Below are 18,083 nucleotides of genomic sequence, written 5' to 3' on the forward strand. Positions count from 1 at the left end.
GTGTCGCAGACTGTCCCGCTTCCTTGCCATCTGGTCGTCTGCCACCTGCCGGACGATGCCCATGGTTCGCCGCTGGCGGGACGCCGCGCGTCAGGGACAACTCATTGCGGGGTGGCCAACTGCCGGGCCAGAAAGTTCTCGACCCGTTCCCAGAAATCGTATCTGTTTTCCGGCTTGAACCAGCCGTGCCCCTCATCCGGGTACTCGACCCACTCGACCTGCGGGTTGGTCTGGCGCACGGCGTCCCGAAAACGCGTGCCGTGCTCCATCGGCACGCGCCGGTCATGGCCGCCAAAAGCCAGCAGCAGCGGCTGGGTCACGCGCGCCGCCTGCTTCAGTGGCGAGGTGGCCTCGAATTGGGCCGCGTCTTTCACCGGGTCACCGATCAGCAGCGGCATGCCGTACTCTTTCCATGCCTCCGGCAGATCGCCCCAGCGCAAGCTGTACAGCAGCCCGATGTCGGTGACGGCCAGCCAGGCGACGCCGCAGCGGTAGAGCTGGGGGTCGCGGATCAGACCCATCAGCGTGGCATAGCCGCCGTAGCTGGCGCCGGCGATGCAGACCCGTTTGGCGTCGGCCAGCCCCTGGGCAATGGCCCAACGGGCCGCGTCGGCAACGTCGTCCTGCATCGCCAGCCCCCACTGCTTCCAGCCGGCCTGAAACAGCTTGGCGCCATAGCCCGTGCTGCCGCGGAACTCGGGCTCCACCACCAGATAGCCGCGCGAAGCCAGAAACTGGGAGTCGCCGTCCCAGCGCCAACTGCCGCCGCGCACCTGCGGGCCACCGTGTACCAACAGCACGGCGGGCCAAGGCCCCAAGCCCTGCGGGCGCGTCAGGTGCAGCGGCATCATTTGCCCATCGCGCGCCTTGATGCGCACAAAGTCGCGCGTCGCCATGCGGTTGGCGTCCAGTTGCGGTCGCGTCTGGCCTATCGGTTCGAGTTGACCCGCCTCGCGGTCGTAGAGCGAGTAGACCGGGCTCCGGCGGTCGGAGTAAGACGTCACCAGCAGCCAGCGCGAACAGCCGCACTCGGCGACATCGAGCAGGTTGATGACGCCCGGTAGCCGCTTGTCGATGGTCGCTTGCAGTGCCTGCATTTCGGCGTTCAGCCAGCTCGTGCTGGTGGCATCGCTGGTATAGCGCACACCCAGCAGTTGCTGCGTCTCGTGATTGAAGATCAAGCGGCCCGCGAAATCGAAACCCTGCACCGCCACCACCGGCTGGGCTTCCAGTCGGCGGCTGGCCGCGTCGAAGCGGAACAGCGCGCTGGTCCGCTCTTCATCGGCACGATCCTTCAGCACGTACAGTTGTCCATCGGCGCCCAGTGTCCACGGTCTGAACTCACCAGTTTTACGGAAATAGGCCGGGCTCGAACTGATGACGCTCCAGGGCTCGGTGACGCTGGCACGCCAATGCACGCTGTCCTGCCCGCCGGCGCGCGACACCGCTGCCAGCGGCTGACCGGCGGCGTCTGCCCACCAGGCCTGCGCGGATTGCGCCAGCCCGGTGTCGACGCTGCTGGTGCGGCCCGTGAGCGTATCCAGGCGCAGTGGCGTCGCGCTGACAAACTCGCGGTAGTTTTTGTCAAAATTCAGGCGCTCGATCAGCACATCGGCGGAACCGTCCCGCAAGACCCTGAGCAGGCGATGGTTGGGCCGCAGTTCGCGTGAGGCAAAGGTGTTGGCCCGGTAGATGAAATGCCACCTGCGTTCCACCAGCGCGCGCAAATTTTCTCCCGTGCGATCGACCGCGTACAGGCCCGGCGCAATACTGTCGGCGTAGGCCGACTGCAGGTCGTTGATGTTGAACACCAGCCGGTCGTCATTGACCCACTGAACGTCGGCGACATCGGCATCGACGAAACTGACGACGCTTTTGACCTGGCGCGGCGGATCGAGCTTGATGACGCCCAACTGGCGCCGGCCTTTGGCGTTGGCCAGCCGCACCGCCAGGTATTTTCCGGAAGGCGACAGGACCGGCTGCGACATCACCTCGGCGCTGAAGAAATCACGGACCGGAATCGGTGCCTCGGCGGCCTGCACAGCCGCTGGCATGGCGCCGGCCGCAACAACCCACAGCGCCAATGCGGCGCACCGGACTTTGAATATCAACATTGTTTTTTCTCCCCTGTGGTGCGACTTGTGATGGGCGTCGACTCATGGGTATTATGCCCATGCAGCAGTGCCTGTCGTCAACCGCGAGCAGTTGCTATTCATCACATCCCCCATTTGGGGGATAGCCTTCCCGGGCCATGGCATCGAGAATGGTTTGGCACTCCGCGTTCCATTGCCCTCACTGTTCCCAACCCATTGATCCGTCTGCCAACCATGCGAAAACTATTCCTCACATCCTTCATGGCCCTCCTGGTCGGTCAAGCGGCAGCCGCGCCAGCCAGCACAGAGTCCGTCGAGACACTGCTCAAGGTAACCAGGACCGAGTCCATGTTTGACACCATGTACGCCAACATGGAGCAATTCATGCGGCAATCGATGCAACAGGCGACCCACGGCAAAACGCTGACGCCGGAACAGCAGCAGGTCATTGACACGGTGCCGGCCAAGTTCATGGCGGTCATGCGAGCGGAAGTCACCTGGGACAAGCTGAAGCCCCAGTTCGTTCAGCTCTATCGGGATACCTTCGATCAAGAAGAAATCGACGGCCTGGTCGCTTTCTACCGCAGCACGGCGGGACAAGCCTTCATAGACAAGATGCCGGTCGTCATGCAGAAGTCCATGGCCATTTCTCAGTCGCAGATGCAAACCATCATTCCGAAAATGACGGCAGCTATTGAGCAAGCGATGGCGGAGGCGAAGCTCACCCAAAATACTGTTCGGCAGCCTCCACAGTCTCAGGTAGTCAAAGACTGCGATGTATGCCCTGGGCTCTTGGCCATTCCGGGCGGAAGTTTTGAGATGGGAGCAATGGATGGCGATGCTGACGCGAAACCGGTTCACCGTGTCAATGTCAGCGGCTTTCTCCTCGGTCAGACGGAAGTGACCTATGGTCAATGGAAAGCGTTGATGGGTCCCAGTTCACAGGGCATCTCACAGTGCGGTGACGATTGCCCGGTGTCGCAAGTCAGCTGGCAGGACGCTCAAATGTATGTGCAGAGACTGAGTGAGCGCACCGGGAAAGCGTATCGCCTGCCGAGCGAGGCGGAATGGGAATACGCGGCGCGAGCGGGTGGCACGGGCAAGTGGAGCTTTGGTGACGACGAGAGCCAGTTGAACCGGCACGCCTGGTACGAAGTCAATAGTCTTGGCAGGACTCAAACAATGGGTCAAAGGCAGGCCAACGCTTTTGGTCTTTTCGATATGTACGGAAATGTGTGGGAGTGGGTGCAAGACGTGTGGCACCCCAACTACAGCGGCGCACCCGTCGACGGATCGGCCTGGATGAGCGGAGGCGATGGAGAACTCAGGGTGCTGCGCGGCGGTGCCTGGTTTGACAAGCCCGCCAGCCTTGGGTCGGCCTATCGCAGCTGGAACACGTCCATCATCCATTACCACGGCGCCGGCTTGCGAGTGGCAAGAAATTGAGGGTAGGTGGTGACTCCCATGAGACGCATGAAGTTACTGCTGACGCTTGCCACCAATGTCGTGGCAGGCGTCCTGATCCTGATACTTTTCGTCGCTGCGGGGTTTTCCCGAGGCGGCTGGCCTGTTGTCGCGCTAGCCGTGACAGCTTGTTGCCTGATCGGCCTTGGCTTGTCCTTCGTTTCTTCAATGGGCAACAAGAATCTTTTCTGGGCTTATGGACTGGCCTATGTTTCCCTTCCGCTGCTATTTGCCTACTCCAGCGGAAATGGCGCCAGAACAGGAGAAATGAGGTTGATCTGGACCGGCTTCCTGTTGGTCATCTATGCGGCGTGTTTGGTTGGCGGTGTCCTTGGCGCCAAAATGTTTTCAAGCACAAAAATCGATTAACCTTGCAATGCCGGCCCGCGACGTCTGAACCACGGGCGATTCAAACACCACGTCGTCCGCCGGTAAAGCCCTCAGCACAGCCAGGTCGCGCGAGTTGCCCACGCAGCATCGCGCTAAGTTGAGAGCTTGCGGCCCAACAGGGTTTCGACAGCCTCTACTTTGGATTTCATGCGGCTGCTTGTTCCGGCCCGGTAGTCAATCTTGATTTGCGTGCCAATGCGCGGGCAGTCGGCCTCAAGCGATCGGAAACAGTCGGTGACCACGGCAAAGACCTGGTCCCATTCGCCTTCGATGATGGTGCCCATGGGGGTGAGTTGATAAGGCAGGCCGCTCTTGTCGACGATATCGAGGATACGCGCCACATATTTGCTCTTGCTGTCTTCCAGGGTGAAGGGGGTCATGGAAAATTCGAGTAGCACCATTTTTCTTCTGCCTTGTCTAGTGAGATTTTGAGGGTATCACCCCTTCGCAGGGGTCGCCCATGTCGGCGCCGCCCTAGCCTGGAAGTTGCCCCAGTGTGGCTACCGCAATGGTTACGCAACCAAGGATCAGGTTGGTGCCTATCAGTTGCCGTATCTGGCCCAGCGCCTTAGCGCCATCGGTCCAATTCTGACCAGCGACGGCTGCCTTGAGCCTGGAATAGGGAACCACGAAGACGTAGACAAAAATCGCGCTCATGACCAAGCCGAGCAACAGCATCGCATGCCAACGCGGTGGAGATTGCTTGAAGCCGGTGGCCAGCAACATCAACGTTCCGCTTGGCAAGATCGCCAAGACAGAACCCCAGACCCATGGGAAGAAGCGCGCGAATACGTCGGCCCACAATTTGAGCCGCACGGGCGGCTCCAAATTGGCCGCGGCGACCGGACGAAGGCACATCCAAGCGAAGAACATGCCACCAACCCAAATAACCACACCTGCGATATGAAGGAATTTGAAAATCGAGAGCATTGCGAAATTCCTTTGATGTTCGTGGCAGGACAATGTAGCACTGGGGGGGGCTGGCGGCCAACAGTTACGACCATTTCAGGTACTCACCGGTGGCGTCGATTGCCACCTTTTTTGTCAAACCGTGCCATTTCAGTGGCGCAGTTCAATAAGCTGCGCCAAACCATGCCAGCGCGCAAACCGGGGGTGACCGACGTGACTTGGTACCTGTCAACGTCGAAAACCGCCCAATCCGGCTCAGGTGTTTAAGTGCGAAACGAACGAGACCGCCGACTGCACCGCGGTATTGACCTGGAGTGAAAACACGTCAGGTCGGGCGTAGTGACCCACCACGTCGAAATCGAGCTGCCCCATGGCAATTGCATCGAGGTCCAGTTCGGCCGTCAGCAGCGCATCTTCGTTGCGCACCGGCCCGGCCAGAATCTTTCCCAGCGGGTCGATGATGACGCTGCCACCGCGCATCAGGACCGTGTCGGGCGCCGCGGGCAAGCGGTTGTTCATGCGGTCGGAGGGGAAGTCCGAACGCCGCAGGTGCTGGCAGGATGAGAGCACGAAGCAGCGCCCTTCCATCGCGATGTGCTGCATGGTGCCGATCCAGGTGTCGCGGTCGTCGGCAGTGGGTGCGCAGTACAGGGCGATGCGCTGCTGGTACATGGCCATGCGCAGCGCCGGCATGTAGTTCTCCCAGCAGATCACGGCGCCCATCTTGCCGTACGGGGTATCGACGGCCTTCAGCGTAGAGCCATCGCCAAAGCCCCAGATCAGGCGCTCCAGTGCCGTGGGCATCAGTTTGCGATGTTTGCCCAGAACCTGCCCGTCGGGACCGAGGTAGACGGCGGTGCAATACAGCGTTCCGCCGTCGCGCTCGATGATGCCGATGCACACGTACAACTGGTACTCCTGCGCCGCACTGGCCAGCAAAAGGATTTCCGGTCCATCGAGCGCCACGGCGGCATCGAAATAGTGTTTGAACTCGGCGCGGCCCTGCGCCGTGCGCCCACCCAGGTAGATGTGGAAATCGGCGCCCTTGGGATAGCCGCCGATGAAGGCCTCGGGAAACACCACTACTTGGGCTCCCTGCGCCGCGGCTTCCTTCATCAAGGCCAGCGCTCGCTCTACCGTGGCAGGGGTGTCGAGCAACACGGTGGAGGTCTGGACCACGGCGGCGGTGAGTTTCATGTCTTTCTCCTGTTCCAAATGATGAGGTTCAACTGTTTTGACGAAGATGGGGGCGGCTCGAACACGGTGAATTCAGCGCCGCCCCACCCCACTGGGGGCGGCGCCTGGTGCGGGAGGACCCGTGAAGACGCCACCCACAGCGGCAGGACCCGTGGATGCAGCGCCATTGCGGGCTTGATCGAATCCGTCTGCGGAAGTATCGATCAGCAACACGCGATCCCGATTGTCATTCATCGTATGTGCGCCGTTTTTTGCTTTTCGCGCCCAGTACTGGGCCTTCCCCTCATCTTTTTGGACCCCTTGTCCTTCTCGGTACATCGACGCCAATATCAATTGCGCCTCGGGATGGCCTTTTTCTGCCGCCTGGCGAAACGCCACGGCGGCTCCCGCAAAGTCCCATCCATGGTAAGCCTCTAGTCCTTTTTCATATTCCTTTTTCCCAACCGTTTTAATGGCGACGCCGGTGCTGTTCTTTGCGGACCCGATGTCTTGAGATCTCTTGCGCCACTTGTCAGCTTCTACGGGGTCTGGCTTTACGCCCAGCCCTTTTTCGTACATGTCAGCCAGATTGTTCATGGCCAGTGAAAATCCTTGATCCGCGGCTTGTTTAAATAAGGTAATTGCCTGTTTGTAATCTTGTCTAACAGCAATTCCTCCCGCATACATGACACCCAAGTTGTTCTTCGCATTTGGCAACCCCCGATTGGCAGCCTTACGAAACAGGGTCAGTGCCTTATCCAAATCTCGCGGCACGCCTTGCCCCTGCAAATACATTCTCCCGAGAGTGTTTTGTGCCATGGCAACGCCGCCTTCTGCCAATGGATTGAGCTTGCTCAATGCCAAGCCATAGTCTCGATTTTCAAACGCCGACAAGCCTTCAGCCAAGTCTGCGGATGAGTTGATGGCGAAAAGATTTTCAGCGCTGATCGAACCGTCACATGGACTGTCGGTGTAGCTGACCTTGTTATCTTTGACACACTTGTACACCTCCGCATGAGCCGCGATACCGATCACCATGGAAAGCAGAAGAAACAGGTTTCGCATCAATGGCTCCCTTCTCTTTTTTATCGGCGCGCTCGGCACAGGCCGGTGGCCAAGAGCCATTTTGCTCCCGACAGTGGATGAGAACCGAGAACCCGTCTTTCGCGGCCAGCGTCCAGCGTCCAGTCAAATGGTCCCCCGCCAGTTCCAGGTCGTCAAAGCCTGCCCTCCCCCGCCGCGGTCACCTTCTGATTTTTTTGAACTTTTGCGTCTGTTCCGTCAACGCGCCCTCGACTGGCAAACGCTCCATGCTGGAAGCGCCATAGAAGCCGTGGCAAACCGGGCAGTTCTCCAGAATATAGGCGGCATCTTGCGGGTTGGCGATGGGTCCGCCATGGCACAGCACGATGACTTCGGGATTGACGCGCTTGGCGGCTTCGGCCCAGGCGTTGACGCGCAGCGCACAATCAGCCAATGTCAGCGCAGTCTCGGCCCCGATCGCGCCGCCCGTGGTCAGGCCCAGATGAGGAACCACAATGTCGGCGCCGGCCCGCGCCATGTCGATGGCACTGGTTTCATCGAAAACATAGGGGGTGGTCAGCAGGTCGAGTTCGTGCGCGGCGCGGATCATGTCGACTTCCAGTCCGTAGCCCATGCCGGTTTCTTCCAGATTGGCACGGAAGGTTCCGTCGATCAGCCCCACGGTGGGGAAGTTCTGCACACCGGAAAAGCCCAGTGCAATCAGTTCCTTCAGGAAGTGCTCACGCAGCATGAACGGGTCGGTGGCGTTGACGCCGGCCAGCACCGGTGTGTGCTTGACCATCGGCAGTACCTCGCGCGCCATGTCCAGCACGATCTCGTTGGCATTGCCATAGGCCAGCAGCCCGGCCAGCGAACCGCGACCGGCCATCCGGTAGCGCCCCGAGTTGTAGATCACGATCAGATCGATGCCGCCTGCCTCTTCGCACTTGGCGGAAAGGCCGGTGCCGGCACCACCACCAATGATGGGCTCGGCGCGGGCGATCATGGCGCGGAATTTTTGAAGAATATCTTGTCGTGCAATGCGTGGCATGAAATTACTCTTTTGTGAAGTTCGTTAAGGTCAGGACGGGGTGGCGCTTAGCTCGGTAAAGGCTTGCACCAGCAGGTCGGCAAATTTTGGGTCGTTGATATGCAGAGGCGTACGTACCAGCTGGCGCATCGGCGCCGCCTGGAAATGCGCCTCGATGGCGTCAAACAGCGCCTTGTCGGCCTCCGGGTTCCAGAACTGGGCGCCGGGTGCGTCCAGCATCGATACGCCGCCTTCGGGCAAAAAGAAACGCACCGGTCCCGTCATGCGGTTGAGCTTGCCGGCGATGAACTTGCCGATCGCCACGTTGTCCTCGATGCTGGTGCGCATCAACGTGACATTGGCGTTGTGCTGGTAGAGATTGCGATGGCGGTAATGCGGCGGCACGCTGTCCAGCGCGCCGAAATTGACCATGTCCAGTGCGCCACAGGAACCGACATAGGGCACCCGGCTGCGCGCGATGGCATCGAGCCGCCCGGGTCCGGCCGAGAACACGCCGCCCAGCAGCTCGTCGGCCACCTCGGTCGTGGTGGCGTCTATGACCCCCGCCAGCAGGCGTGAATCGGCCAGTTTCTCCATCGACTGGCCGCCGGTGCCGGTGGCGTGGAAAACCAGGCAGTCGTAGTCCTTTTCCAGGGCTGCCGTCACCGCTTGAACGCAAGGCGTGGTGACGCCGAACATGGTCAGACCGATGGCGGGCTTGGTGGCGGCGACGGCGCGCGGCGCGTGGCTGATCATGCCGCCAAGCGCATTGGCAGCATTGGCCAGCACCAGTTGGCTGATGCCGTTGATGCCTTGTACATCGGTGACCGAATACATCATGCAGATGTCGCTGGGACCGACGTAAGGACGGGTGTCGCCCGAGGCCACGGTACTGAGCATCAGCTTGGGTACACCAATCGGCAAGGCACGCATGGCCGGGGTGGCCAGTGCGGTACCGCCGGAACCGCCGGCCGAAACCAGTCCGGCCACATCGCTGCAGGTCTGGATGTAGCGCTCGAAAGCTTCGGCCATCGCGCTCACCGCGGTGCCACGGTCGTTGGTGAAAACAGCCTCGACGCCAGCCGGATGATGGCGGGCGACCTCGCGTGGCGAGACATCGGCCGGCGACTCGGCGCCGCTGGTGGACAGGTCCACCGTGCGCGTGCGCAAGTCGAATCTGGACAGACAGTCGCGCATGTACATCAACTCGCGGCCCTTGGTGTCGAACGTACCGGCGATATAGGCCACTTTGTCCTTGCTGGCTTGCGCAACAGTCTGCCGGCTACCCGGTTGCGGGTCGGTACCGGCGCCTGTGCCCAAGCCGCTACTCGTAGCACCCGCAAGCGGATCGCCGTGTGGCTCGGACGCTGCTGCGGCACCGGCTGCCGAAGTTCTCGCGCCGCCCTTCAAGCCCAGCAGTTCCTGCTGCAAAGCCCGGTCGGCCGCAAGCTCGTTTGCCGGCAACACACGTGCTACCCGGCCGTTCACCATGACCGCCACTGAATCCGCGATGTCCATTGCAACTCCTATGTTTTGTTCTATCAACAGCACTGCGATCTTGCCCTCGGCTGCCAGCGCCTTCAACATGGCGGCCACATGGTCAAGGATCACAGGTGCCAGCCCTTCGGTCGGCTCGTCCATCACCAGCAAGCAGGGATTTAGCAGCAAGGCGCGGCCAATCGCCAGCATCTGCTGCTCTCCCCCCGACAGTTGAGAACCACCGTTGTTGCGCCTTTGCGCCAGACGCGGAAAGGCTTCGTAGACCCGCTGCACGGTCCAGTCGCCGCGCCGTGCGCTGCCGGACGTCAGCTGCAGATGTTCATGCACGCTCAGCGAGGACCAGATGCGCCGCCCCTGCGGCACGTAAGCAATGCCCAGATGCGCCAATCTGTGCCGCGCGAAACCGCGGATTTCCTGTCCGTTCAAGCGGATGCTCCCGCTCGAACGCACCATGCTGGTAATGGCATTGCACAGGCTGCTCTTGCCCATGCCGTTGCGACCCACCACGGCCAGTACGCCTTGCGCCAAGGTCAGGGAGACGTCTTGCACGGCATGTGCCAGCCCATAGTGAACATTCAAGTCGCGTATCGCCAGCAGGGGCGTGCCGCCGGTGGCTAGCGGACCGCTGGTCGCGGCATGCGAGTCAATGAACATGGTGGTGTTCTCCCATGTAGATCGCCTGCACCTGTTCATTGTTCTCGATCTCGGCCGGGGTGCCGTGACACAGCACGCGGCCGTTGTGCATCACGGTCACCCGCTCCACCACCGCCAACGCAATCTCCAGATCGTGTTCGATAATCACGAAACCGATCTCGCGCGGCAAGTTTTTCAGCAGCGCGGTCAGTTCGCCGCGTTCGTGCGGTGACAAACCGGCGGCCGGTTCGTCGAACAAGATCAGCTTGGGCCGGCCCGCCAGCGCCATGGCGATCTCAAGTTGGCGCTGCTGACCGTGCGATAGTTCAGCCACCGGTCGCGCGCTTAAATCAGACAGATGCGACTGTTCCAGAAGAACATCGGTGGCATGGTAAGAGGCATCGCTTGCCGCCAGACGGCGCCATCCGAAGCGCCCCTTCATGACCCCGCGCACCGCAAGGAACAAGTTGTCGCGCACCGTCAATTCACGAAACAGCAGGGAGGACTGGTAGGTCCGACGCAAGCCGCGGCGAATGCGCTGATGCACCGGCATGCGCGTCACATCCTCGCCAAAGAACATGATTCGACCGGCCGTTGGCAGAAAGTCACCGGTGATGGCATTGAACAAGGTGGTCTTGCCGGCACCATTGGACCCCAGCACCGCGTAGCGCTGGCCGGCGGCGACGCTGAGGGAGACTCCATCGATCGCCTTCAGCGCTCCGAACGAGCGTCCGATAGCGTGCAGTTCCAGGGCCGGGGTGACGGCCGAACCATCGGCCTTCAAGCCCTGCCGCTCCACCCCGGCCACTTGACTCATTTGCATTCCGGATTGGTGCGGGTACCGACCCCCATCTTCTGGAACTCGGCGGCACTCAGGCCCAAGCTCTGCGCCACATGGGGCGTCGTCCGAACCACCTTGTTGTAGAGCGTGCCATCGGCGGCCTTGGCCACCTCGGTCAGGTAGATGTTGACCACCGCATTGCGATTGCTGTCAAGCTTCACGTCGCCGGTAGGCGTCTTCAGGGTCATGGTCGACAGGGCTTTGCGCAAGGCCGCGTGGTTGTTGGAGAGGTCACCCTTGACGGCGTCGAGCGCGTCCAGCGCCGCCTTGGTGTTGACGTAGTAGGCGTGCGCAAAAATCGATGGACTGGGGAAACCGTCCTTGAAGCTGGCTTTGTAGTCGGCCACGAATTTTTTCCAGGCCGGACTGGGGTCGTTGTCGGCGATCGGACCGGCGCTAGGCGTTCCAATCAGGCCGTCGCGCCGCTTGCCCTTGAAGCCGAGCACCGACTGGTCGACCGTGACGGCGCTGCCGATGATCGGCTTGTCGCCCCCGGATTGCTCGTACTGGCTGAGAAAATTGACGGCGTCGGCACCGCCCAGCGCGACGTAGATCGCATCGATGTTGGTGGGTATCTTGGCAATCACGGACGCATAGTCCTTGGTGCCCAAGGCCACCCAGTGCTTGTCTTTGACCTTGCCGCCGGCCTTGCAGTATTCAACCATGAAGCCTTGCACCATGGAGTAGGGGAACGCATAGTCTTCGGCCACCACAACCACATTCTTGTAGCCCTTCTGATAGGCATTGCTGCCCAGACCGACCTGCCACTGGGCACCGTCCGTGGAGAAGCGGAAGAAATTGGGGGCTGGATTGCTCAGTGTGGTTTCCTGTGCGGCGGACGCGCCGTTCAGGAAGGTGGTTTGCAATTGGGTCTTGGCATAGTCTTTCACCGCAATGCCTTCGGAGCCCGATAGCGGGCCGACCAGGATCTGCACTTTGTCTTGCTCCACCAGCTTGCGGGTAGCGGCGACGGCCGAATCCGGCGTCGCATTGGATGACGCTTTGATCAGCTCGATTTTTTTACCACCGGCCATGTAGTTGTGCTCTTTCAGCGCCAGCTCAACGCCGCGCATGCCGTCCTGACCGAGTACGGTGAAGGGGCCTTCCAGGGTGGCGAGTGCGCCCATTTTCAGGGTCTCCTGGGCGCCGGCGGCACCCCAGCCGGTGGTCAGCGCAATGGCCACCGTGCTCAAGGTAAGGATACGAAGGGATTTACTCATGGTTGTCTCCGGGTAGTTGTTGGACAGGGGGTTGGGGGGAAATGACACGCTTGTCTCCAGCTTGGGGTTGAACAGGGGAACGAGGGTTGGCCCCGGTATTGCCGGTCCGGAGCCAGGATTGCCGCAGGCGTTGCCACAGGCCCAGCAGACCGTCGGGCGAGAACAGGACGATGGCCAGGAAGACACCCCCGATGACCAGATTGAAGCGCTCGCGACTGACCAGATCGATCGCGAAGTTCTGTAGCAGAACAAAGACCAGCGCGCCGATGAAGGCACCCACCGGGCGGCGCAGGCCGCCCAGCACCGCAACCACCAGCACATTGATCATGGCACCGGTACCCACGGTTCCGGGGGAGATGCGACCCTGGTACCAAACCCACAGCACACCCCCCACCGCCGCGATAAAGCCGGCCAGCGCATGCGCCGCCAGCCGGTGCGCCGTGACCTGAAAACCAAGAGCACGCATGCGCCGCGCGTTGTCTCGCGTGCCCTGCAAGGCGATGCCAAAAGGCGTGCACAGCAGGTAAGTCACCGCGCTCAGGGCAGCGCCCGCCACCAGCAGCGCGAGGTAGTAGAACGGCACCGGCGAGCGCCAGTCGAGTCCCATCAGGGTTGGCGGCACGACGCGGGAAATGCCCTGGAATCCGTTGAACAACAGGATGTTCTGCTGGGCCAGGTAGTAAAACGCGACACCGACGGCCAGCGTGATCATGATGGTGTAGATGCCTTCGGTGCGAACCGCCAGCGCGCCGATGCCCGTTGCCGCCAGCGTTCCCAGGGCCACCGCTGCCGGGACCGCCAGCCAACAGGGCCAGCCAAGATTCACACTGGCCGCCGTGGGCTCGGCCATGCCGAGGATGGCCATGGCGTAACCGGCAATTCCGGCCACCGTCATTTGCGACAGACTGACCATGCCACCCTGCCCGGCCAGAAACGACAGCGACAGCGCGATCGTGCCCAGGATCAGTGCCTGTGCGCCAACCTGGAAGGTAAAGAAGGGTGAGGCAATCCAGGGATAGAGCAGCAAGCCGAGCACCAGCCACAGGGTCCAGCGCTGAAAACTCTTATCGCTTGGCGGTGCGCTCAGCGTCGCCAAATGGGATGCCGGGTTCATGCCGGCTTGCCCATCAAACCGTTGGGACGGAACGCCAGCGCGGCGACCATGATCACAAAAGTAAACACGACGCCATAGGTGGGCGCGTAGGTCTGCCCGAATGTTTCGGCCAGGCCGATCAACAGCGCCCCCAGCGCGGCACCGGTTATCGAACCCATGCCACCCACCAGCACCACCACCAGCGAGGCCAGCAGGTAACGAACATCCTCACCCGGCGCAACCGACAGCGCCGTGCCACCCACCACGCCGGCCAGCCCGGCCAAGCCGGCACCGATCGCGAAAGTGACGAGGAAAAGGCGCTCCACGTTGACTCCGACCGACGACAGCATGTCCTTGTCATCGACCCCGGCCCGTATCATCATGCCGACGCGGGTCCGATGCAGCAGCAGCCACAAGCCCAGCCCGATGACACACGACAGCGCCAGTACCACCAGGCGAAACTCGGCGTACTTGTGCACCAATGGCAGGGCCACGGTACCGGTCAGCCAATCAGGCGCATCAAACTGGTAGGTGTCGCCACCCCACAGCCACAGGAAAATGTCGGCCATCATGATCGAGAGGCCTATCGTGGCCAGGGTCTGCCGCAGGTCCTGACCCACCATGCGGTTGAACGCCAGGCCTTGCATCAGCACCCCGGCCAGGGCGGCGGCGACAAAGCCGGCCAGCAGCGCGACCAGCCAGGAGCCGCTGGCCAGTCCGGCCGAATAGCCGACATAGCCCCCCAGCAAGAACAACGACCCGTGCGCCAGATTGACCACCCGCATCAGTCCGAAGACCAGCGTGAAGCCGCTGGCGACCAGAAAGTAGAGCCCCGCCAGTGTCAGCCCGTTGAGCACGGTGAGCGCCAACAAGCGCCTGTTGTCGACCAGCATCCAGGCCGCAACCAGTCCCACCACCGGTAACGCGGCCCAAAACACGCTCTGGAATTTACCCTGCGCGAGCGGCGACAATTTCATTCAGGAATCTTTCAAACATAACTCGCAAACTGAGGTCTCAATTGGATAATTGTTCAATAATTGGCATATAGCCACATTATGAGACAGTTGTCTCATTTATAGTTTCGCGTATCGTAATTGAAATAACTTGAGGAGTCGACGGGTATGAGCCTAGGAAAAACCCTTACCCCGGTCCCGCAGACGCAACCGCAAATGAACGGCGGCATCAAAGGCGCCACGCGTCGCTTGCTGCTGGAGTCCGCCATGGGCCTGATTCGGGACGGTCATGTGCCGTCGTTGCCGGAAGTGGCCAAGCGCGCCGAGGTGTCGCGCGCCACGGCCTACCGGTATTTCCCGAGCCGAAGTGCCCTGATCACGGCCGTTATCGACTGGTCGTTGGGCCCGGTCCGCAGCTTCGCTTCCGAGGAAGCCGATGGTCGAAAACGCGTGACCGAATTGTTCACCTCGACCTTTCCACGCTTTAAGGATTTCGAGCCGCAAATGCGCGCCGCTCTTCAGTTGTCGCTGGAGCACTGGGCCTTGGAGCGCGCCGGACTTCTGGATGAAGAGCCGTATCGCCGCGGCCATCGCATTGCCATCCTGCGCCACGCCATCGAGCCGCTCAAACCCCAGTTGCCGGCAAAGGTGCTGGACCGCTTGCACAAAGCGCTGTCAGTGATCTACGGCATCGAACCGTACGTGGTTCTGAAAGATATCTGGGGTGTGGAGGACAAGGAAGTCGAAACCATTGCGCTCTGGATTGCCGACACGCTGGTGGCAGCCACTTTGCAACAGGCCGCAATGCCCAAAAAGGCAAAACCGCCCCGCTCGGCCAGAAAATAGGTACCCCAGCAAAACTCCTGGGCCAACGCGACCTTGCTTCAACGGTGCGAAAAACTGTGCGGATTCTGCGGATCGAGGTAACGCTGCTTGAAGTACTGCCGGATGGTTTGCATGGCCGGGCTCATGCTGGCGTCGGCGCGCCAGGCCAGGCCCACGTTCATGCTGGGAACGCTCTTCAGACGGTGCGCTCAACTACGATCTACGCCAGGCGTATCTCCACTTCCATCCCCTCGCCGGATCGCGAACTGGCCCGCAAGCTGCCACCATGCGCCTCCACAATGCGCCGCGTGAAGTAGTAGCCAAGACCGCTGCCCTTCTTGCCAAGGGACGAGCCAGCGCGGTAGTAGGGTTGGCCCAGCATCGCCAATTCCTCCTCGCGCATGCCCGGCCCCCGGTCAACGACGCGAATGCGCAACCCCGTTGCGTCCACCGTTGCCGCAATCTCCACCGGGCTATCGGGCGGCGAATAGCGCAGGGCATTGGCCACCAGGTTGCCCACCGCCATGCCGATCAGGGTGGGATCAAGATGAAACAGGGCATCGGGTGGTACCACCGTCAGTTGGATGCGCTCGCCCACTTCTTCTCGCTGCATCTGCAGCACGCCTTCCAGCAGGGGGCGGATGGCGCACGGCTCACGCGATAGCGCCATGGCCTGATGGTCAAGCGCCTCCGTGAGCAAAAAGTTATCCACCAGGCCAGAGAGCGTGGCGACGTTGCCGCGTATCTGCGTGAGGCGTTTGGCTTCGGATATGGCCAAGTCCGGTGTTTTTATTTCGATCATCTGCGCCGAGCGATCGATGGCGGCCAGCGGGTTGCGGAATTCGTGCGACAGCATGGCCACGAAGCGGCGCTGCTCCTCGGTCCGTTGCGCGGCGACCAGCACCCCCTGTTCCGCCGCCGCCTTGTCGTGCTGCATCTGGCGCAGGCGCAGCGCCAGGCCGAAGCTCATCACCAGCACGTGAACCAGCGAGGTGATCTGGTAGAGGTTGGAAGTCAGCGCATTCTGGGGTACCCAGCCCATCTCCATGGCGATGAGGGTCAGGCCGCCCACCATCGGAATGACGAAGGCAATGAAGTACACCATCAACTCGGCGCGGCGGCTGCGCCACCAGAAGATGCCCAGCAGAATCGGGTTGATGATTCCGATCGACATGGCGATCAGGTTGATCGACGGCGCGATGACCCGATAGCTTGCCGTCGCCACAAGAGGCAGCGCCGCGACGTTGACGAGGCCGATGAGCATGTACAAGCGATGGATGCGCGAAAAATTCCGCCTCAGTTCCAGCAGCCGATCCCACATCAGCGCAACAAACGCCGTCCCGCCCAGGAAGCCGACGCGCATCAACGCATCATTGAGCCAAGTGCTATCGGACGCGAACACCACTGGCAGATAGCCGTTGTGCCCCAGATGCAACAGTACCAGCGAGGCGACATAGCCGGCATAGGCACCCATGATGGCGTCGCGCAGCCATGCGGCAAGTATCGAATAGAACATCGCAACGATCAGCAGGATGCCGAAATAGAGTCCGCGGTAAAGATTGCCCCGGGTTTCGTTGGCAATGAAGGCTTCCGGCTGCCAGACCTCGGCATTGACGTTGATCGTGCTGGTTGTCTGCACGCGCATATAAATGCGGGTGCGAGCCGGCACCTCGACGGGCACGGCGAACAGGCGGGTTTGCAGCGGGCGGGCCTCATAGGGCCGGTGATCGCCCAGCGCATATCGGAGAAAAGCGCCTTCCGGCTGCTCCACCCACACATCCACCTCGTCCAGGGTGGGGCTGCCAATGGCGAGTATCCAGCGCGCCGGCGCCCCGGCGGCGCGGCTCAATTCAAAACGGTACCAATGGGCTGCGGCGTCGTAATTCTGGCTGCGAAATGCCGGCAGCAGGGTGAAGTCCCGCTGTCGCACCGCCTCGAACGCCAGTGTGTCGGAGGCATCCGCGAAGTGCTCCAGCCGACCTTCCAGCGAAGCGCGAGGCATGTCTGCCGTCAACGTCAATGGCGTTGCTCCCAATGGCAATGCCATCAGCAGGGCCACGACAGCCGCGATAAAAAGTTGCATCACGCGCACACCTCGCATGCCGCGCCAAAGGTGTAGCCCTTGCCGTAACTGGGGCGCACCGGCAGCTCGATGCCGCATGCCTGCAGCACCTTGCGCCGCAGCCGGCTTGCGGCGTTGTCCAGATTTCGCAGGTTGGACAATGTGTCTTGCTTGCCCAACAGGGTCAGCAGTTGGTCGCGTTCGACCGCCTCGCCGGGTTTGTCGAACAGCGTGCTGAGAAAAATCAGTTCGGCATGCGTCAGGTCTATGGTGGTGCCGTTGGGCGCTTCCAGCTTCCATTGCCGACTGCGGATGCACCACAGGGTCTTCCGGGACGGTGCAGGTGTCACCGCGCCTGTTGTGTGGGTCATGCCCAGCCGCCGCAGCACGCTGCGGCAAGCCGCCTCAATCACCTCAAGTGAACTGCGCTTGGATAGATAGGCATCCGCCCCCGCTCCCAGGCCTGCCACCTGGTCGCTGTCTGCGTCCAGCGCCGTCAGCATCACGATGCCCGCCGCATCCTTCTCGCGCACCCGGCGCGCCACTTCCAGACCGCTGTCGCCCGGCAGGGACACATCCAATAGCAGCAGATCGAACCGCACCACCGGCCAAGCCTGATAAAACGCCTCGGCACTCCCAAACCCCCGCGCGGCAAACCCCCGCAATTGCAAAAACTCCACCAGGTCGGCGCAAAGCCCTGGATCGTCTTCCACGACGGCAACGAGATAAGGATGGGGGTGTCGGGTCATGTGTCTGCCATGCGATCAAATCATTAAAAGTGTAGCGAAATACCTCAGCGCTGACAGGATTTGACAGCATTTGACAGCATTGAGTGAGCCAAATTCGGAGTGATGATTTCTACAATTTCCAC

17 protein-coding genes and 1 pseudogene are annotated in these 18,083 nt (G+C 61.4%); 3 read left to right on the forward strand and 15 right to left on the reverse strand.

Features of this window, described 5'->3' with window-relative positions; all coding sequences use genetic code 11:
• Positions 1 to 101: 101 nt before the first annotated feature.
• A complete protein-coding gene (locus tag PHS32_RS09340; protein WP_301078656.1) occupies positions 102 to 2,114 on the reverse strand; it encodes a prolyl oligopeptidase family serine peptidase in 2,013 nt (670 codons plus the stop codon).
• A gap of 327 nt (positions 2,115 to 2,441) precedes the next feature.
• Here PHS32_RS09340 and PHS32_RS09345 point away from each other — a divergent pair, with 327 nt between their 5' ends.
• Together PHS32_RS09345 and PHS32_RS09350 are read left to right on the forward strand one after the other, a co-directional pair.
• Positions 2,442 to 3,539: an SUMF1/EgtB/PvdO family nonheme iron enzyme gene (locus tag PHS32_RS09345; protein WP_301078657.1), complete on the forward strand. Its 1,098-nt coding sequence runs from the start codon at positions 2,442 to 2,444 to the stop codon at positions 3,537 to 3,539.
• A 27-nt stretch (positions 3,540 to 3,566) separates the two neighbouring features.
• On the forward strand, positions 3,567 to 3,926 hold the full coding sequence (locus PHS32_RS09350) for a hypothetical protein (protein ID WP_301078658.1): 360 nt from the start codon (positions 3,567 to 3,569) through the stop codon (positions 3,924 to 3,926).
• A gap of 113 nt (positions 3,927 to 4,039) precedes the next feature.
• On the opposite strand, the gene PHS32_RS09355 is transcribed toward PHS32_RS09350, so the two are convergent.
• From PHS32_RS09355 to PHS32_RS09405, 11 genes and pseudogenes are all read right to left on the reverse strand, one after another.
• Entirely contained in the window at positions 4,040 to 4,348 is a 309-nt protein-coding gene (locus PHS32_RS09355; protein WP_301078659.1) for an MTH1187 family thiamine-binding protein, read from the reverse strand.
• A gap of 73 nt (positions 4,349 to 4,421) precedes the next feature.
• On the reverse strand, positions 4,422 to 4,877 hold the full coding sequence (locus tag PHS32_RS09360; RefSeq protein ID WP_301078660.1) for a CopD family protein: 456 nt from the start codon (positions 4,875 to 4,877) through the stop codon (positions 4,422 to 4,424).
• Positions 4,878 to 5,111: 234 nt separating this feature from the next.
• Complete coding sequence (locus PHS32_RS09365) at positions 5,112 to 6,053, reverse strand: carbon-nitrogen hydrolase family protein (protein ID WP_301078661.1); 942 nt, start codon at positions 6,051 to 6,053, stop codon at positions 5,112 to 5,114.
• 72 nt (positions 6,054 to 6,125) lie between these two features.
• The gene (locus tag PHS32_RS09370; protein WP_301078662.1) at positions 6,126 to 7,097 is read right to left on the reverse strand and encodes a hypothetical protein; all 972 of its coding nucleotides are present in this window, start codon (positions 7,095 to 7,097) and stop codon (positions 6,126 to 6,128) included.
• 178 nt (positions 7,098 to 7,275) lie between these two features.
• Positions 7,276 to 8,106: a phosphoenolpyruvate hydrolase family protein gene (locus PHS32_RS09375; RefSeq protein ID WP_301078664.1), complete on the reverse strand. Its 831-nt coding sequence runs from the start codon at positions 8,104 to 8,106 to the stop codon at positions 7,276 to 7,278.
• Between the two features lie 30 nt (positions 8,107 to 8,136).
• Positions 8,137 to 9,333, reverse strand: coding sequence for a Tm-1-like ATP-binding domain-containing protein (locus PHS32_RS09380; RefSeq protein WP_301078684.1), 1,197 nt, complete (start codon positions 9,331 to 9,333; stop codon positions 8,137 to 8,139).
• A 390-nt stretch (positions 9,334 to 9,723) separates the two neighbouring features.
• Positions 9,724 to 10,278 (reverse strand): annotated as a pseudogene (locus PHS32_RS09385) (ATP-binding cassette domain-containing protein); the annotation flags it as partial.
• A complete protein-coding gene (locus tag PHS32_RS09390; RefSeq protein WP_301078665.1) occupies positions 10,229 to 11,035 on the reverse strand; it encodes an ABC transporter ATP-binding protein in 807 nt (268 codons plus the stop codon). The gene PHS32_RS09390 and the pseudogene PHS32_RS09385, both read right to left, overlap by 50 nt.
• Positions 11,032 to 12,279 carry an ABC transporter substrate-binding protein gene (locus PHS32_RS09395; protein WP_301078666.1) on the reverse strand — a complete coding sequence of 416 codons (1,248 nt, stop codon included), beginning with the start codon at positions 12,277 to 12,279 and terminating at the stop codon, positions 11,032 to 11,034. The genes PHS32_RS09390 and PHS32_RS09395 overlap by 4 nt, the downstream gene beginning before the upstream one ends.
• Entirely contained in the window at positions 12,272 to 13,393 is a 1,122-nt protein-coding gene (locus tag PHS32_RS09400) for a branched-chain amino acid ABC transporter permease (RefSeq protein ID WP_301078667.1), read from the reverse strand. Before PHS32_RS09400 ends, PHS32_RS09395 begins: the two co-directional genes overlap by 8 nt.
• Positions 13,390 to 14,349: a branched-chain amino acid ABC transporter permease gene (locus PHS32_RS09405; protein ID WP_301078668.1), complete on the reverse strand. Its 960-nt coding sequence runs from the start codon at positions 14,347 to 14,349 to the stop codon at positions 13,390 to 13,392. Before PHS32_RS09405 ends, PHS32_RS09400 begins: the two co-directional genes overlap by 4 nt.
• 144 nt (positions 14,350 to 14,493) lie before the next feature.
• On the opposite strand from PHS32_RS09405, the gene PHS32_RS09410 reads away from it, so the two are divergent.
• Positions 14,494 to 15,171, forward strand: coding sequence for a TetR/AcrR family transcriptional regulator (locus PHS32_RS09410; protein WP_301078669.1), 678 nt, complete (start codon positions 14,494 to 14,496; stop codon positions 15,169 to 15,171).
• Positions 15,172 to 15,209: 38 nt separating this feature from the next.
• Here the strand turns inward: PHS32_RS09410 and PHS32_RS09415 are convergent, their stop codons facing one another.
• Genes PHS32_RS09415 through PHS32_RS09425 form a run of 3 tightly spaced genes read right to left on the reverse strand, consistent with a single transcriptional unit; the run spans position 15,210 to position 17,961 of the window.
• Positions 15,210 to 15,332: a hypothetical protein gene (locus tag PHS32_RS09415; RefSeq protein WP_301078670.1), complete on the reverse strand. Its 123-nt coding sequence runs from the start codon at positions 15,330 to 15,332 to the stop codon at positions 15,210 to 15,212.
• 38 nt (positions 15,333 to 15,370) lie between these two features.
• A complete protein-coding gene (locus PHS32_RS09420) occupies positions 15,371 to 17,233 on the reverse strand; it encodes a sensor histidine kinase (RefSeq protein ID WP_301078671.1) in 1,863 nt (620 codons plus the stop codon).
• Complete coding sequence (locus PHS32_RS09425; protein WP_301078672.1) at positions 17,233 to 17,961, reverse strand: response regulator transcription factor; 729 nt, start codon at positions 17,959 to 17,961, stop codon at positions 17,233 to 17,235. Before PHS32_RS09425 ends, PHS32_RS09420 begins: the two co-directional genes overlap by 1 nt.
• Positions 17,962 to 18,083: the final 122 nt, after the last annotated feature.

It is taken from the genome of Rhodoferax sp. (assembly GCF_028714215.1).
Classification (GTDB): Bacteria; Pseudomonadota; Gammaproteobacteria; order Burkholderiales; family Burkholderiaceae_C; genus Rhodoferax.

Excerpts from the sequence above, each read along its gene's own strand:
- PHS32_RS09340 (WP_301078656.1), bottom strand. The coding sequence starts at position 2,114 with ATGTTGATATTCAAAGTCCGGTGCGCCGCATTGGCGCTGTGGGTTGTT.
- PHS32_RS09345 (WP_301078657.1), top strand. The coding sequence starts at position 2,442 with ATGTTTGACACCATGTACGCCAACATGGAGCAATTCATGCGGCAATCG.
- PHS32_RS09350 (WP_301078658.1), top strand. The coding sequence starts at position 3,567 with ATGAAGTTACTGCTGACGCTTGCCACCAATGTCGTGGCAGGCGTCCTG.
- PHS32_RS09355 (WP_301078659.1), bottom strand. The coding sequence starts at position 4,348 with ATGGTGCTACTCGAATTTTCCATGACCCCCTTCACCCTGGAAGACAGC.
- PHS32_RS09360 (WP_301078660.1), bottom strand. The coding sequence starts at position 4,877 with ATGCTCTCGATTTTCAAATTCCTTCATATCGCAGGTGTGGTTATTTGG.
- PHS32_RS09365 (WP_301078661.1), bottom strand. The coding sequence starts at position 6,053 with ATGAAACTCACCGCCGCCGTGGTCCAGACCTCCACCGTGTTGCTCGAC.
- PHS32_RS09370 (WP_301078662.1), bottom strand. The coding sequence starts at position 7,097 with ATGCGAAACCTGTTTCTTCTGCTTTCCATGGTGATCGGTATCGCGGCT.
- PHS32_RS09375 (WP_301078664.1), bottom strand. The coding sequence starts at position 8,106 with ATGCCACGCATTGCACGACAAGATATTCTTCAAAAATTCCGCGCCATG.
- PHS32_RS09390 (WP_301078665.1), bottom strand. The coding sequence starts at position 11,035 with ATGAGTCAAGTGGCCGGGGTGGAGCGGCAGGGCTTGAAGGCCGATGGT.
- PHS32_RS09395 (WP_301078666.1), bottom strand. The coding sequence starts at position 12,279 with ATGAGTAAATCCCTTCGTATCCTTACCTTGAGCACGGTGGCCATTGCG.
- PHS32_RS09400 (WP_301078667.1), bottom strand. The coding sequence starts at position 13,393 with ATGAACCCGGCATCCCATTTGGCGACGCTGAGCGCACCGCCAAGCGAT.
- PHS32_RS09405 (WP_301078668.1), bottom strand. The coding sequence starts at position 14,349 with ATGAAATTGTCGCCGCTCGCGCAGGGTAAATTCCAGAGCGTGTTTTGG.
- PHS32_RS09410 (WP_301078669.1), top strand. The coding sequence starts at position 14,494 with ATGAGCCTAGGAAAAACCCTTACCCCGGTCCCGCAGACGCAACCGCAA.
- PHS32_RS09415 (WP_301078670.1), bottom strand. The coding sequence starts at position 15,332 with ATGAACGTGGGCCTGGCCTGGCGCGCCGACGCCAGCATGAGCCCGGCC.
- PHS32_RS09420 (WP_301078671.1), bottom strand. The coding sequence starts at position 17,233 with ATGCAACTTTTTATCGCGGCTGTCGTGGCCCTGCTGATGGCATTGCCA.
- PHS32_RS09425 (WP_301078672.1), bottom strand. The coding sequence starts at position 17,961 with ATGACCCGACACCCCCATCCTTATCTCGTTGCCGTCGTGGAAGACGAT.